This is a genomic window from Pseudomonas sp. 09C 129 (genome assembly GCF_002843625.1).
Classification (GTDB): domain Bacteria; phylum Pseudomonadota; class Gammaproteobacteria; order Pseudomonadales; family Pseudomonadaceae; genus Aquipseudomonas; species Aquipseudomonas chlororaphis.
In genome coordinates this window covers 1,167,584-1,181,598 of record NZ_CP025261.1, presented here as the reverse complement: position 1 = coordinate 1,181,598, position 14,015 = coordinate 1,167,584, and the positions used below count along the sequence as shown (strand labels likewise).

14 protein-coding genes are annotated in these 14,015 nt (G+C 62.5%); 7 read left to right on the top strand and 7 right to left on the bottom strand.

Features of this window, described 5'->3' with window-relative positions; genetic code table 11:
• The first annotated feature begins 180 nt into the window (after window positions 1–180).
• The 7 genes from CXQ81_RS05475 (at window position 181) to CXQ81_RS05445 (ending at window position 5,554) form a co-directional block, all read left to right on the top strand.
• A complete protein-coding gene (locus CXQ81_RS05475; protein WP_101336693.1) occupies window positions 181–645 on the top strand; it encodes a hypothetical protein in 465 nt (154 codons plus the stop codon).
• A 239-nt stretch (window positions 646–884) separates the two neighbouring features.
• Window positions 885–1,517: a TetR family transcriptional regulator gene (locus CXQ81_RS05470; RefSeq protein ID WP_007925240.1), complete on the top strand. Its 633-nt coding sequence runs from the start codon at window positions 885–887 to the stop codon at window positions 1,515–1,517.
• Window positions 1,518–1,785: 268 nt separating this feature from the next.
• Window positions 1,786–2,286, top strand: a complete 501-nt coding sequence (gene ureE / locus CXQ81_RS05465) for an urease accessory protein UreE (RefSeq protein ID WP_062823818.1) — start codon at window positions 1,786–1,788, stop codon at window positions 2,284–2,286.
• Window positions 2,283–2,957, top strand: a complete 675-nt coding sequence (locus tag CXQ81_RS05460; protein ID WP_101336692.1) for an urease accessory protein UreF — start codon at window positions 2,283–2,285, stop codon at window positions 2,955–2,957. The genes ureE and CXQ81_RS05460 overlap by 4 nt, the downstream gene beginning before the upstream one ends.
• A 52-nt stretch (window positions 2,958–3,009) precedes the next feature.
• A complete protein-coding gene (gene ureG / locus CXQ81_RS05455; RefSeq protein WP_007925234.1) occupies window positions 3,010–3,624 on the top strand; it encodes an urease accessory protein UreG in 615 nt (204 codons plus the stop codon).
• 37 nt (window positions 3,625–3,661) lie between these two features.
• Complete coding sequence (locus CXQ81_RS05450) at window positions 3,662–4,234, top strand: HupE/UreJ family protein (RefSeq protein WP_009041932.1); 573 nt, start codon at window positions 3,662–3,664, stop codon at window positions 4,232–4,234.
• Between the two features lie 186 nt (window positions 4,235–4,420).
• Window positions 4,421–5,554, top strand: coding sequence for an AGE family epimerase/isomerase (locus CXQ81_RS05445; RefSeq protein ID WP_101336691.1), 1,134 nt, complete (start codon window positions 4,421–4,423; stop codon window positions 5,552–5,554).
• A gap of 99 nt (window positions 5,555–5,653) precedes the next feature.
• On the opposite strand, the gene CXQ81_RS05440 is transcribed toward CXQ81_RS05445, so the two are convergent.
• The 7 genes from CXQ81_RS05440 to CXQ81_RS05405 all read right to left on the bottom strand — a co-directional run bounded on the left by CXQ81_RS05440 (window position 5,654) and on the right by CXQ81_RS05405 (window position 13,694).
• Complete coding sequence (locus CXQ81_RS05440) at window positions 5,654–6,559, bottom strand: cation diffusion facilitator family transporter (RefSeq protein ID WP_101336690.1); 906 nt, start codon at window positions 6,557–6,559, stop codon at window positions 5,654–5,656.
• A 244-nt stretch (window positions 6,560–6,803) separates the two neighbouring features.
• Window positions 6,804–7,571, bottom strand: coding sequence for an SDR family oxidoreductase (locus tag CXQ81_RS05435; protein WP_101336689.1), 768 nt, complete (start codon window positions 7,569–7,571; stop codon window positions 6,804–6,806).
• Window positions 7,572–8,578: 1,007 nt separating this feature from the next.
• Window positions 8,579–9,298: an ABC transporter ATP-binding protein gene (locus tag CXQ81_RS05425; RefSeq protein WP_007925221.1), complete on the bottom strand. Its 720-nt coding sequence runs from the start codon at window positions 9,296–9,298 to the stop codon at window positions 8,579–8,581.
• Entirely contained in the window at window positions 9,295–10,170 is an 876-nt protein-coding gene (locus CXQ81_RS05420; RefSeq protein WP_007925220.1) for an ATP-binding cassette domain-containing protein, read from the bottom strand. Before CXQ81_RS05420 ends, CXQ81_RS05425 begins: the two co-directional genes overlap by 4 nt.
• Entirely contained in the window at window positions 10,167–11,462 is a 1,296-nt protein-coding gene (livM, locus tag CXQ81_RS05415) for a high-affinity branched-chain amino acid ABC transporter permease LivM (protein ID WP_007925219.1), read from the bottom strand. Before livM ends, CXQ81_RS05420 begins: the two co-directional genes overlap by 4 nt.
• A gap of 2 nt (window positions 11,463–11,464) precedes the next feature.
• The gene (locus CXQ81_RS05410; protein WP_007925218.1) at window positions 11,465–12,379 is read right to left on the bottom strand and encodes a branched-chain amino acid ABC transporter permease; all 915 of its coding nucleotides are present in this window, start codon (window positions 12,377–12,379) and stop codon (window positions 11,465–11,467) included.
• Between the two features lie 178 nt (window positions 12,380–12,557).
• Window positions 12,558–13,694, bottom strand: a complete 1,137-nt coding sequence (locus CXQ81_RS05405; RefSeq protein ID WP_007925216.1) for a branched-chain amino acid ABC transporter substrate-binding protein — start codon at window positions 13,692–13,694, stop codon at window positions 12,558–12,560.
• Between the last annotated feature and the right edge of the window lie 321 nt (window positions 13,695–14,015).

Below are 14,015 nucleotides of genomic sequence, written 5' to 3'. Positions count from 1 at the left end.
GGTCGAAAATACCCACCCCGGTGCAAAACCCTTCTTCGGAAACGCCCGTTCTAGAGCCCTCGGGCAGAACAATCAATTCTGTTGATTATTACCATTGTCTTTATGAACTTTTATATCGATTTTGCGCGCGTAACATTGGCTCCGTACCCACTTTATCGCCCTCCCAAGGAGCAACCCATCATGAAACGCCAATTACTGCTTAGCCTGACCCTCTCGATCCTGGCAGCCAACGCTTTCGCCCTGCCAGCCGCTGAACAGGCTACCCCCCAAGTCAAGGCCAGCACCTCGGTATTCACCCAGACCCTGGCTTCCGACGGCGGCGACCGCACTCCACAAGGCCAGACCCTGGCTTCCGATGGCAGCGACCGCACCCCACAAGGCCAGACCCTGGCTTCCGACGGCAGCGACCGCACCCCACAAGGCCAAACCCTGGCTTCCGATGGTGGCGACCGTACCCCACAAGGTCAGACCCTGGCTTCCGATGGCAGCGACCGCACCCCACAAGGCCAAACCCTGGCTTCCGATGGTGGCGACCGTACCCCACAAGGTCAGACCTTGGCTGAAGACGGCTTCGATCGCACTCCCCTGGGCCAGGCTGTAGCCGAAGGCGGCCGTGATCGCCTGGAAGAGAAAGGTCTGGTTTAAGACGGCAACGACCGTTTGGCCTAATGCAACCCAGCTGTGAGTCAAGCCCATGATGCCTCTACAGAAAAGCCCGGTCCCTGGATCGGGCTTTGTTTTTTCCTGAGCCGCGCCGTTTTTTTTCTGCGTCCACCGCTCCGATCCAGGTCTCGCCTTCAGCCTACCGCCCCCACTAGGTTCGACGCCGGCAAAGTTGATTTGCTAGAGTGCGCCGCTCTCTTGATCAGAAAACCAGCCCGCCGATGCTGCCCCGCGCCGAACAGAAACAACAGACTCGCAACGCTCTGATGGACGCTGCCCGCCACCTGATGGAATGCGGCCGCGGATTCGGCAGCCTGAGCCTGCGCGAAGTGGCGAAAACCGCCGGCATAGTGCCGACCGGTTTCTACCGGCATTTCGACGATATGGACCAACTCGGCCTGGTACTGGTCAGCGAAGTCGGCCAGACCTTTCGCGAAACCATCCGCCTGGTGCGCCATAACGAATTTGTCATGGGCGGCATCATTGATGCCTCGGTGCGGATCTTCCTCGATGTAGTGGCAGCCAACCGCTCGCAGTTCCTGTTCCTCGCCCGCGAGCAGTACGGCGGTTCGCTGCCGGTGCGCCAGGCGATCGCCAACCTGCGGGAAAACATCAGCGCCGACCTGGCGGCCGACCTGACCCTGATGCCCAAGCTGCAACACCTGAACATCGCCGACCTGACGGTGATGGCCGACCTGATCGTCAAAAGCGTGTTCGCCACCTTGCCGGACATCATCGATCCGCCTGCGCAAGCCCTGCCCGAGCACCTCACGCCCCAGGCGAAAATCACCCAGCAACTGCGTTTCATCTTTATCGGCCTCAAGCATTGGCAAGGGCTGGGCAGCACCGAATAACCCCCGCCGCTGCGCTCAACCGCACAACCTCCTCCACCACCTCATCTGCCCGCCATGGCTCGCGCCAGAGCGGCGCTTCGCCGCGCATCAAAAAACAGCACAACGCACCAAGTCAGTGCTATAAATCAGCGCACGCCCTGAATTTGTAACAAAATAAAACAAAAGCCTGCCCCATTTTCAGGCGCTTTCCACCCGTTTCCGATCAGACCGCGCGATTGGCAAGGCACTTGCTCTACACCCTGCATCGCTCATAGCTGGAAGCCTTCCAATGCTGGTGATTCATCGCAGAATCGCGCCGCAACCCGACTGGTCCGCCGAGTTGCACCTGACCTTCGAAGCCCGCAGCAAAAGCCGCTTGCGCTGTTTTAGTGCCGACGGCGAAGACGTCGGGCTGTTTCTGGAGCGTGGCCAGCCGCCGCTGCACGACGGCGAATGCCTGCAAGCCGAAGACGGCCGGATCGTGCGGGTCTGCGCGCGTCCGGAAACCCTGTTGCATGTCACCTGCCGCAATGCCTTCGAACTGACCCGCGCCGCCTACCACCTGGGCAACCGCCACGTCGCCCTGCAAGTCGGCGATGGCTGGCTGCGCCTGCTCGACGACTATGTGCTCAAGGCCATGCTCGAACAGCTCGGCGCCAATACCGAAACCATCGAGGCGCCGTTCCAGCCGGAACACGGCGCCTACGGCGGCGGCCATCATCATTCCCGCCACGGCGACGAGGACTTCAACTACGCGCCGCGGCTGCATCAGTTCGGCGTGCGCCCATGAACCCGGCCTGGGCCCTGCTGCGCCTGGCCAGCCCACAACTGCCGATTGGCGGCTACAGCTATTCCCAGGGCCTGGAAATGGCCGTGGAACAGGCCAGGGTCAACGACCCGCACAGCGCCCGACGCTGGATCGGCGACCAGTTGCTGCTCAACCTGGCGCGCTTCGAAGCACCGCTGTTGCTGGCCCATTGTCAGGCGGCCACCGACGAGGATTGGGCGCAATTGCTGCAGCTGTGCCAGGAACATCGTGCCAGCCGCGAAACCCGCGAGCTGCACCAGGAAAGCCGGCAAATGGGCTATTCCCTGCAACAGCTGCTGAACGGCCTGCCGGAGCTGGATCCGCCGGCCCGCGCCTTTCTCGCGCAGATCGCCGAGCCGCATCTGGCCCTGGGCTGGGCCCTGGCCGCGCGGGCCTGGCGGATCAGCCCGCAGGACGCCCTGGCCGCCTGGCTGTGGAGCTGGCTGGAAAACCAGCTGGCGGTGCTGATGAAAACCCTGCCCCTGGGCCAGCAGGCTGCTCAGCGCATGACCAGCGAACTGTTGCCGTTGCTGCAAGAGGCCCAGCGCAATGCCTCGAACCTCGACCCCGAACATTACGGCAGCGCCACCTTCGGCCTGTCCCTGGCGTGCATGGCCCATGAGCGCCAGTACAGCCGCCTGTTCCGCTCCTAGGTCTTTTTAGTTTGGCGCCTTTTACTTGGTGCCTTTTATTGTGGAGAGTCACATGAACGCACAACCTCTGCGCGTCGGCATCGGCGGCCCGGTGGGCTCCGGCAAGACCGCCCTGACCCTGGCCCTGTGCCTGGCCCTGCGCGAACGCTACAACCTGGCGGTGGTGACCAACGATATCTACACCCGCGAAGACGCCGACTTCCTGGTGCGCAACCAGGCCCTGGCGCCCGAGCGCATCATCGGCGTGGAAACCGGCGGCTGCCCGCACACGGCGATTCGCGAAGACGCCTCGATCAATCTCGAAGCGGTGGATCAGCTGAACCGGCGTTTTCCCGGCCTCGACCTGATTCTGGTGGAGTCCGGCGGCGATAACCTGTCGGCGACCTTCAGCCCCGAACTGTCCGACCTGACCATCTACGTGATCGACGTGTCGGCGGGCGACAAGCTGCCGCGCAAGGGTGGCCCGGGCATCTGCAAGTCCGACCTGCTGGTGATCAACAAGATCGACCTGGCGCCCCTGGTCGGCGCTTCGCTGGAGATGATGGACGGCGATACCCAGCGCATGCGCGGTGGCAAGCCGTTCGTCTTCAGCAATCAGAAGACCGGCCAGGGCCTGGAGGAAATCATCGCCTTTATCGAACGCCAGGGACTGCTGATCGCGGCCTGATCGCTCTTTTCAAAAAGCTCAACAAGGAAGCCTGTCCATGACACTCAAACGCATTCTCGGCACCCTCGCCCTGCTGCTGACTCCAGCTTTGGCCTTCGCTCACCCGGGCCACGGCGACAACGGCCTGATGGCCGGCATCAGCCACCCGATCGGTGGCCTCGACCACTTGCTGGCGATGGTTGCGGTCGGCCTGTGGGCCGCGCAGCAGCAAGGCGCGGCGCGCTGGGCACTGCCCTGCACCTTCGTCGGCACCATGCTGATCGGCGGCGTGCTGGGTTTTGCAGGGCTGAACCTGCCGGCCCTGGAAAGCGGGATCGCCGCCTCGGTCCTGGCCCTCGGCCTGGCCGTGGCCCTGGCGGTGCGTCCGCCGTTGAGCCTGGCGGTGGCCGCCACCGCGCTGTTCGCCCTGTTCCACGGCGTGGCCCACGGCCTGGAACTGCCGGACATGTCCAGCCCCTGGACCTATGCCGCAGGCTTCGTCGCCGCCACCGCGGCACTGCACGCGGCCGGTTACGCCGTGGTCCGGGTCCTGCCACAGGCCGCTGCGCCGCTGGTGCGCCTGGCGGGCGCGGCGTCCGCCGCGACGGGCGTGTGGTTGCTGGCCGGCTGAGTCGCCCAATACCGGCGCTCCTGTAGGAGCGCCGGTCGAAGCTCGATTGCTCGCGATGCGTTCTTGGCGACATACCCCGTCGCCTGGATCGCGAGCAAGCTTCGCTCCTACCCCGCACACCACGATCCCCGGGGCCTTCTCTGCTACCATGTCGCGCATTCCACCCTGCCGTGACGACGCCAGCCAATGCCCGATGTTTCCAGCCCCACTTCCCCGTCTGAATCGACCGCCCTGTTTACGGCCGTGCAACAGCATTTCCACAGCGTGATCGTGCCGCTCTGGCAGGGGCCGGGCTGGAATCCGGAACTGGCGTTGCCCTTCGAGGCGCTGGACGCCGAACATGCCCCGCTGCCGCCTCAGCGTTATCGGGCCATGGCCTGCGCCCGGCAGCTGTACCTGTTTTCCAGCCTGATCGGCGATGGTCGTACGCCGCTTGCCGAAGCGCGCGCCGCAGCGCTGTTCCGTTCCCTGCAACGGCACTTCCACGATGCCGAGCACGGTGGCTGGTTCTACAGCATCGATGCCCAGGGCGCGCCGCTGGACAGGCGCAAGGACCTCTACACCCACGCCTTCATCGTCTTTGCCTGCGCCCATTACTGGGCCAGGGTCCGCGAGCCGCTGGTGGAATCGGTGCTCAATGCCGCGCTGAAAGTGGTGGCCGAACGTTTTGCCAGCGGCGATGGCCTGTACGAAGCGGTCCTCGCCGAAGACTGGTCGTCCCTGGCTTGCGGCCCCTTGCAGAACCCGCTGATGCACCTGGCCGAAGCCTTCCTCGCCACCCTGGCCGTGCGTGACGACGCCGCCGTGCAAAGCGCGCTGCTGGCCCTGTGCACGGCCATGCAGCAGCGCTTCATCGAGCCACGGCATGGCCTGATGATGGAGAAACCGCTGGGGGCTGTGGATAACTGGTTCGAGCCGGGGCACCAGTTCGAATGGTTCTTCCTGCTGCAATCCTCGGCCTTGCTGCGCGGCTGCCCGCTGCACGCCTCGCTGGAGCGGGCCTTCGCCTATGCCGAGCAGGTTGGAGTGGATAACTCCAGCGGTGCGGTGAGCGGGATGCTGAGTGTCGAGGGCGACGTGCTCGACCCCACCCAACGCATCTGGGCCCAGGCCGAATACCTGCGCGCCCTGACCTTGCGCCAGGACAGCGCCGAACGCCTGCAGCACCAGTTGCTGGCGCTGCAACGACACTTCCTGCATGCCAAGGGCTGGAACGAATGCCTGGATGCCCATGGCGTACTCAGCCGCCGGGACATGCCGTCAACCACGCCTTATCACCTGGCGACCTGTTATCTCGGCCTGGCTGAATACTTCGGCTGATCTTTACATCGCTATCGCGAGCGAGCTTCGCTCCTACAGAAAAGGGCATGCCTGTGTAGGAGCGAAGCTCGCGATTGCGCGCCTGCGCTCAGGAAGGCCTCAGGCAATCCACTTGCGATCGCCGGTAAAGCTGATGGTCAGCCAGCGCGCCGCATCCGCCTTGCCGAGCTGTGTGGATATCTCCTCGCGCAGCTTGTCCAGCGTCGCCACGCCCTGCAATGGATAGTCCTGCGGCAGCACGATGTGAATCTCGATGAACCGCGCCCGTCCGTGCTTCTGCACATACGAGACGTAGTCGGCAAAGCCGTGCTCGACTGTCGCCTCGTCCATCACTTGGCGAACCTTGTCATCCAGTTGGTCCGGGACAATTCCCAGTACATCGCGTAACGCTGGCTTGAGGATATTGAGGGCCGGCGCGAGCATGCTCAGGGCCAGCAGGATCAGGATCGACGGGTCGACATAAGCGGCCCACTGGCCATAACCCTGGGTCTTGAGCAGCAACGCGATGAGAAAGCTCACCAGCAAGCCGATCGAGAGCATCGCGTCCACCAGCCAGCTGACGTTGTCGAACTGGATCAACGAGGATTTCAACGTGCGATTGCGATAACGGACGTAGAAGAAATAGGCGAAGCAGACGACGCTAAGCACCATCGCAAAAGGGATCACCAGGCCCAGTTCGATCTCGCGGCCACCGTTGATGATGCCGAACATACCGCTGAGAAAGGCGTAGATCGCAATCAGCAACAAAAAGCTGCCTTCGATCAGCAGCACCATCGGTTCCAGGTGCCAGAAGCCGAACTGAAAGCGCTGGTTGCTTTCCTTGGCGATCAGCTTGGCGGTGATCAGCATCAAGACCTTGATGACGGTCGCGATCAGCGAAAAAAAACCATCGAACAGAATCGATTGGGAACCGGAAAAAAAACCCGTGACGATAGCGGCGATCGCCACGGCGAACATCAGGATGGTCGATTGTTTGAGCAGTACCTGCTCACCTCGGTTACTCACATTTCCTCCTCGAGAACCTTTGAATTCGCGGCCTTGATGCAAGGCTGCGGTGGGTTGCGGAGCGGGAGTCTACCTTGTGCGGGCTGATTCAGGCCTGAACGGCTGTGTTGCCAAACGCATCGGCACGCGGAGTGTAGCCGCTGCCGCAGGCTGCGATAAGGCCCGGAGGGCCTTCGGCGATCTTGAAGAGCACGCCCTCTTCGAGGTCGATCGCAGCCTTCGGCAGCGGCTACAGGGGGAGCATTCAGCCCTTGGCATTGCGCTCGATGGCGAAGCCGGCCCAGGTCTGGCTCACCGGCATCAGTTCCAGGCTGTTGATATTGACGTGGGCCGGGGTGTTGAGCACCCAGAAGATGGTGTCGGCGATGTCCTGCGGCTGGATCGGCTCGGCACCGGCGTAGGTGGCGTCGTAGCGCTCCTGGTCGCCTTTGAAGCGCACCAGGGAGAACTCGCTTTCGCACAGGCCCGGCTCGATGTTGGTCACCCGCACACCGGTGCCTTGCAGGTCGCAACGCAGGTTCAGGGAGAACTGTTTGACGAACGCCTTGCTCGCGCCATACACGTGGCTGCCCGGATACGGGTAGTTACCGGCGATGGAGCCGAGGTTGACGATGCCGGCGCCGCGGCCATGGGCGATCAGCCGTGGCAGCAGCAGGCGGGTGCTGTACATCAGGCCCTTGATGTTGGTGTCGACCATGGTGTCCCAGTCGTCCAGGTCGCACTTGGGCGCCGGATCGACCCCCAGGGCCAGGCCGGCGTTGTTGATCAGCCCGCGCAGCTTGGCAAAGGACGGCGGCAGGTTGGCGATCGTTTCTTCCATGGCCTTGCGGTCCCGCACATCGAGCACCAGGCCGTGCACTTCGGTCTGCTTCGACAGCTCGGCGCACAGGGCGTCGAGACGCTCTTCGCGGCGCCCGGTCAGCACCAGCGACCAGCCGGCCTCGGCAAAACGACGGGCACAGGCTTCGCCAAAACCGGAGGTCGCGCCGGTAATAAACAGGGTGGAAGTCATGGTGTTCTCCTTGCTGGGCGTCGAACCGCCGTGGAAATGAAAAATCGTTTCGCAGCATGCCCGGCCTGAATCGCAGCGGCAACCGGAGGTTGTGCGAGCCCGGCTATCAGCCTCCCCTGTAGCCGCTGCCGAAGGCTGCGATCGGTCTGGGCGGCATTGCGTTCGAAGAGGGCGTGCTCTTCAAGATCGTTGAAAGGCCCTCCGGGCCTTATCGCAGCCTTCGGCAGCGGCTACAGAGACGCAACTGTACAAAAAACGACCAACAACCGCCAAGCCAGGCAGGTCGTGGCCCGCAGCCACATGCACGCACCTTATCCACAGGACGCTCCACAGTCTTTGGGGGCAAGTGCAAAAGTCCGCAAGCCGCTATCCACAGGGGCTGCAGGCGGTTTTAGAAAGTTTTTTGCTTGACCTGGGCATGGCGTCCATGCAGCCCCGACCGATACAGGCGACCGAACGGTCAGGCAAGGGATGGCTTCAAGCCAGTAACGACGCTGCCTCGGCGAGTCTTTCCAGAGTTTAATCACAGACTTATCCACAGGCTTGTCCAGGGGGGTTCCGCCCTTTGCCTGCGACAATAAAAAGGTTGACAACGGCCGCTCAAGGTCCGGCAAAAACGCCTGATCAAAAAACGATCGACAGCCTGCAGGCCACGCCATTCAAGGCGTCCAGCCAGCTACTCCCACGTTACCCACAGCCAGTTCCACAGCAAACGGGGACAAGTCAAAACCTTGGCAAAACAACTATTTGCAGCGTCTTTATGCCGCGCTTTGCCAGCTTGCGCAGAATGTTTTCCACAATTTGCGTTTTCTGCTGTGGACAAGGTCATCCAGCCTCTGTAGGAGCGAGCTTGCTCGCGAAGAACCGGAGAACGACGCGTATATCCAGACAGCCAGCGTCATCGTTGACGAGCATCGCGAGCAAGCTCGCTCCCACAAGATCAAGGGGATAAAAAATGCCCCGGCGGCGTGAGCCGGCGGGGCAGGTCTTATCCACAGTACACAGGCTCAGTGCCCGCCCAGATACGCGTTACGCACCTCCTCGTTGACCAGCAGTTCCTGGCCGGTGCCGCTCAGGCGGATCTCGCCGTTGACCATCACATAGGCGCGGTCCGACAGCTTCAACGCGTGGTTGGCGTTCTGCTCGACCAGGAAGATGGTCATGCCGGTGGAGGCCAGCTCGCGCAGGGTGGCGAAGATCTGCTTCACCACGATCGGCGCCAGCCCCAGGCTCGGTTCGTCCAGCAACAGCAGCTTGGGACGGCTCATCAGCGCGCGGGCGATGGCGAGCATCTGCTGCTCGCCGCCGGACATGGTCATGGCCCGCTGGGTCCGACGCTCCTTGAGCCGCGGGAACAGTTCGAACATGCGCTGCATGTCTTCGCTGGCGTACTTGTCGCCGATGGGGATGGTGCCCATCAGCAGGTTCTCTTCCACCGTCATGTCCGGAAACACCCGGCGCCCTTCCGGCGACTGGGCGATGCCGTTGGAGGCGATGTAGTGCGAGGACTTGTGGGTGATGTCCACACCGCGGTAGATGATCTGCCCGGACTCGGCCCGCGGCTGGCCGAAAATCGACATCAGCAGCGTGGACTTGCCGGCACCGTTGGAGCCGATCAGGCTCACGGTTTCACCTTCGTTGATGTGCAGCGAGACTTTCTTCAGGGCCTGGATCGGCCCGTAGTACACGTCCAGGTCCTTGAGTTCGAGGATAGGCGCAGTCGTCATACCAGTTCCTCTTCGTCCGCACCCAGGTAGGCGGCAATCACTTTCGGGTCGTTGCGGATCGCTTCGGGCCCGCCCTCGGCGATCACGTTGCCGTGGTCGAGCACCACGATATGGTCGGAAATACTCATCACCATGCCCATGTCATGTTCGATCAGCACCACGGTCAGGTCGTGCTCATCGCGCAGCAGCCGGATCATCGCGCTGAGCGCTTCGGTTTCCTGGGGGTTGAGGCCGGCGGCCGGTTCGTCGAGGCAGATGATCTGCGGCCGGGTGCACATGGCGCGGGCGATTTCCAGGCGGCGTTGCTGGCCGTAGGACAACTCGCCGGCCAGGCGGTTGGCGCAGTCCACCAGGTCCACCACCTCCAGCCAGTAGAAGGCGTGGTCCAGGGCGTCGCTTTCAGCCTTCTGGTAACCCTTGGTATTGAGGATGCCGGACAGCAGGTTGCGGTTGACCCACATGTGCTGGGCCACCAGCAGGTTCTCCAGCACCGACATTTCCCTGAACAGGCGAATGTTCTGGAAGGTCCGCGCCAGGCCCGCCCGGTTCACCAGGTGGGTACCGCCGAACATCTTGTAGAACAGTCGGCTGGCAAAGCGCTTGGGCGACACGAAGTCGGTCGCGCGAAACGGCTCGCCCAGCAGCTTGATGACGTTGGTCGGCTTGCCTCGGGTATTGAGGGCGATGTGCCCGCCCGTGGCCTTGTAGAAACCGGTCAGGCAGTTGAACACCGTGGTCTTGCCGGCGCCGTTGGGGCCGATCAGGGCGAAGATGGAGTTGCGCTTGACCTCCAGGCTGACGTCGCTCAGGGCCTTGATGCCACCGAAGTGCATCATCAGGTTCTCTACCTTGAGAATGACTTCATCGCTCATGGCACGCTCCTCTCGACCAAGGCACCTTTACGCGGGGTCACCCCGGTACGGCTGATACGAATCAGGCCTCGCGGCCGCCAGATCATCATTAACACCATGAGAATGCCGAACAGCAGCACCCGGTACTCGGAGAAGCTGCGCAGCAGTTCCGGCGCCACGGTGAGGACGAACGCCGCGATCACCACGCCCACGGTCGACCCCATGCCGCCCAGGACCACGATGGCCAGGATCAGCGCCGACTCGAAGAAGGTGAAGGACGAGGGGTTCACGAAGCCCTGGTAGCTGGCGAAGAACACCCCGGCCAGGCCGGCGGTGGAAGCGCCGATGGTGAAGGCCGAGAGCTTCACCAACACGTGGTTCAGGCCCATGGCGCGGCAGGCGATCTCGTCTTCGCGCAAGGCTTCCCAGGCCCGGCCGACCGGCATGCGGGTCAGGCGGTGCTTGATGTAGAGCACCAGCAGCACCACGATGAACAGCACGATGTAGATGAACAGGAACTTCAGGTTGGGGTTGTATTCCAGGCCGAAGAACTCATGGAACGGCACCCCGCCATCCTTCGCCCGCCGAGTGAATTCCAGGCCGAAAATGCTCGGCGACGGAACCGGCATGCCGTTCGGGCCGCCAGTGAAGGACAGCCAGTTGTTGAGGATCAGGCGGATGATCTCGCCGAAGCCCAGGGTCACGATGGCCAGGTAGTCACCGTGCATGCGCAACACCGGGAAGCCGAGTATGCACCCCGCCAGCGCCGCGGCGAGGGCCGCCAGGGGCAGCACGGTCCAGAAGCCCAGGCCCAGGTACTGGTAACCCAGCGCCAGGCCGTAGGCACCGATGGCGTAGAACGCCACGTACCCCAGGTCGAGCAGCCCGGCCAGGCCGACCACGATGTTCAGCCCCAGGCCGAGCAGCACGTAGATCAGGCCGAGGATGACCACGGTCAGCAGGTACTTGTTGGCAAAGAACGGGAAGACGATAGCGATCACGATCAGCGCCGGGATGATCCAGCGCAGCCGCGACTTGTAGTCCGGCGCCCGCACATGCACGCCGGAGCCGGTGCTCTCGAAACCCTGGAGGATCTTCAGCCCCTTGGGCGTCTGCAGGAACAGGCTCAAGGCGAAACGGCCGATCATCACGATCGCCACCAGCCAGCCGACGCGGGCCGGTTGCAGGTTGAAGCTGTAGCCCTCGAGTACCACGCCCACGATAGGACCGAACACGATCAGCGAGATCAGCCCGGCCAGTACGGCGTCGATGAGGCTCTTTTTGATATCAATCGGTTTATTGGCAGCAGACATACTTATACCTTCGCCACGAGTGGGCGACCCAGCAGGCCTTGGGGACGGAAGATCAGAATCAGCACCAGCAGCGAGAAACTGAACACGTCTTTGTAGTCGGAGTTGATCAGACCGGAGAACAGCGACTCGGAGATCCCGAGGATGATCCCGCCGAGCATCGCGCCCGGCAGCGAGCCGATGCCGCCGAGTACCGCCGCGGTGAACGCCTTGATGCCGATGATGAAGCCGGCATAGAAGTCGAACGTGCCGTAGTTCATGGTGATCAGTACGCCCGCCAGCGCCGCCATGGCGGCGCCGATGATGAACACGTAGGAAATCACCCGGTCGGTGTTGATCCCGAGGATCGAGGCCATCTTGCGGTCTTGCTGGGTGGCGCGGCACATGCGGCCGAGCTTGGTGTACTTGATGATGTAGGTGAGCACGGCCATGCCGGCGAATGCCGCCACCAGGATGAAGATCTTGGTGTAGGTGAGCTGGACGAAACCGGTGCCGATGTCGACCTTCCAGGCGCCGGCCAGCAGCGTCGGTACACCTTGTTGCTTGGCGCCCTGGCTGATCTGCGCGTAGTTCTGCAGGATCAGCGAGATACCGATGGCGCTGATCAGCGGCGCCAGGCGGGTGGAGTTACGCAGGGGTTTGTAGGCGACGCGCTCGATGACCCAGCCATAGATCCCCGTCACGACGACGGTGAAGACCAGGGTACCGAGAATGAGTAGCGGGAAGGATTCGATGCCGAAGTAGGCCAGCAGAGCCAGACTGATTGCCGCGAGGTAAGCGGAAATCATGTAAACCTCGCCGTGGGCGAAGTTGATCATGCCGATGATGCCATAGACCATTGTGTAGCCGATGGCGATCAGACCATAGACGGACCCGAGGGTCAGTCCATTGATCAGTTGCTGCAGGAAAATACCATCCATAACGCAATCTCACGCATTTGAGAGACTGCACACAGCGGATACGACGGCCTGGGGTTCAACCACCCGCGCAACACGACAGTTGTGCAGCTCTACGAGAAAAGACAGGTACTGCACGGACACGCATGCAGCAGGCCTGCGCCCTCCCTGGAGGAAGGACCGGCCTGCCCAGACGCTCATGTCACTTCTGTTTTTCCAGCTGGTGGTATTTGCCGTCCTTGTCCCACTGGTAAACCACGTAGTCGGAGACTTTCAGGTCGCCCTTGGCATCCCAGGTCTTCTCGCCCATCACGGTTTTCACCGGGTTGGCCTTGAGCCACTTGGCGGCGTCCTCGCCCTTGTTGGACTTGGCCCCGCCGAAGCCGGCAGCCAGTGCCTGGACCGACGCGTAGGCGTACAGGGTGTAGCCTTCAGGCTCGGTGCCGGCCTTGCGGAAAGCGTCGACCACAGTCTTGCTGTCCGGCAGCAGGCGCGGGTCGGCGCCGAAGGTCATGTACACGCCATCGACGTATTGCGGACCGCCAGCGGTGGTCACCAGTTCGTCGGTGACGATACCGTCGTCGGACATGAACTTGACGTCTTTGAGGCCCTGCTCGCGCATCTGGCGTACCAGCGGACCGGCTTCCGGGTGCAGGCCGCCGAAGTAGACGACATCGGCACCGGCGGCGCGGATCTTGGTGACCACGGCGCTGAAGTCTTTCTCGCCGCGGGTCAGGCCTTCGTACAGCACCGGCGTCACGCCGCGCTTGCTCAGCTGTGCCTTGGTGGCGTCCGCCAGGCCCTGGCCGTAGGTGTCCTTGTCGTGCAGGACCACGACTTTCTTGCCCTTGAGCACGTCGACGATGTAGTCGCCGGCGACGATGCCCTGCTGGTCGTCACGCCCGCACATGCGGAACATGGCGGAGAGGCCGCGCTCGGTGACCTGTGGGTTGGTGGAGCCCGGGGTGATGGCGATCACGCCCGCATCGCTGTAAACCTCGGAAGCCGGAATGGTCGACGACGAGCAGAAGTGACCGACCACACCGGCCACCTTGTCCTGGTCCACCAGGCGGTTGGCCACGGCCACGGCCTGTTTCGGTTCACAGGCGTCGTCGCCCTTGACCAGGACGATCTTCTCGCCGTTGACGCCGCCCTTGGCGTTGATCTCGTCAGCCGCTGCCTGTGCACCCTTCATGTACTGCTCGCCAAATGCCGCGTTGGCGCCTGTCATGGGACCCGCTACGCCGATCTTGAGGTCGGCCTGAGCAAACGCAGAAACACCCAACGCAGCTGCCACTGCGAGGGCCAGAAAGCCTTTCTTGTAAAACGTCTGGGACATGAGGTGGTGCTCCAAGGTTTTTTTAGTTGGCACTGCGACTTCACCGAATGCTCAGAGCAAGGGCCGTGCCATTGGTTTTTTATTCTGAAAAAAGTCGCTCTTTTATTGTTATTTCGACTGTTTCGAGCCCTTTTTTATTGGGCGTGCAACCGTCTAAACCGCGGAAGGTGAAACCTTACAAAACATCAGGCGCAACCCGACTGCGCCATCATTGCAACCGCGACGCAAATCAACGTGCAACCAGCCTGTAACAGCCTGCGTAACCGAACTGCACACTACTGGTGCAGGACTGCTACGCCCCGCACCACTACAGGCTAGTCG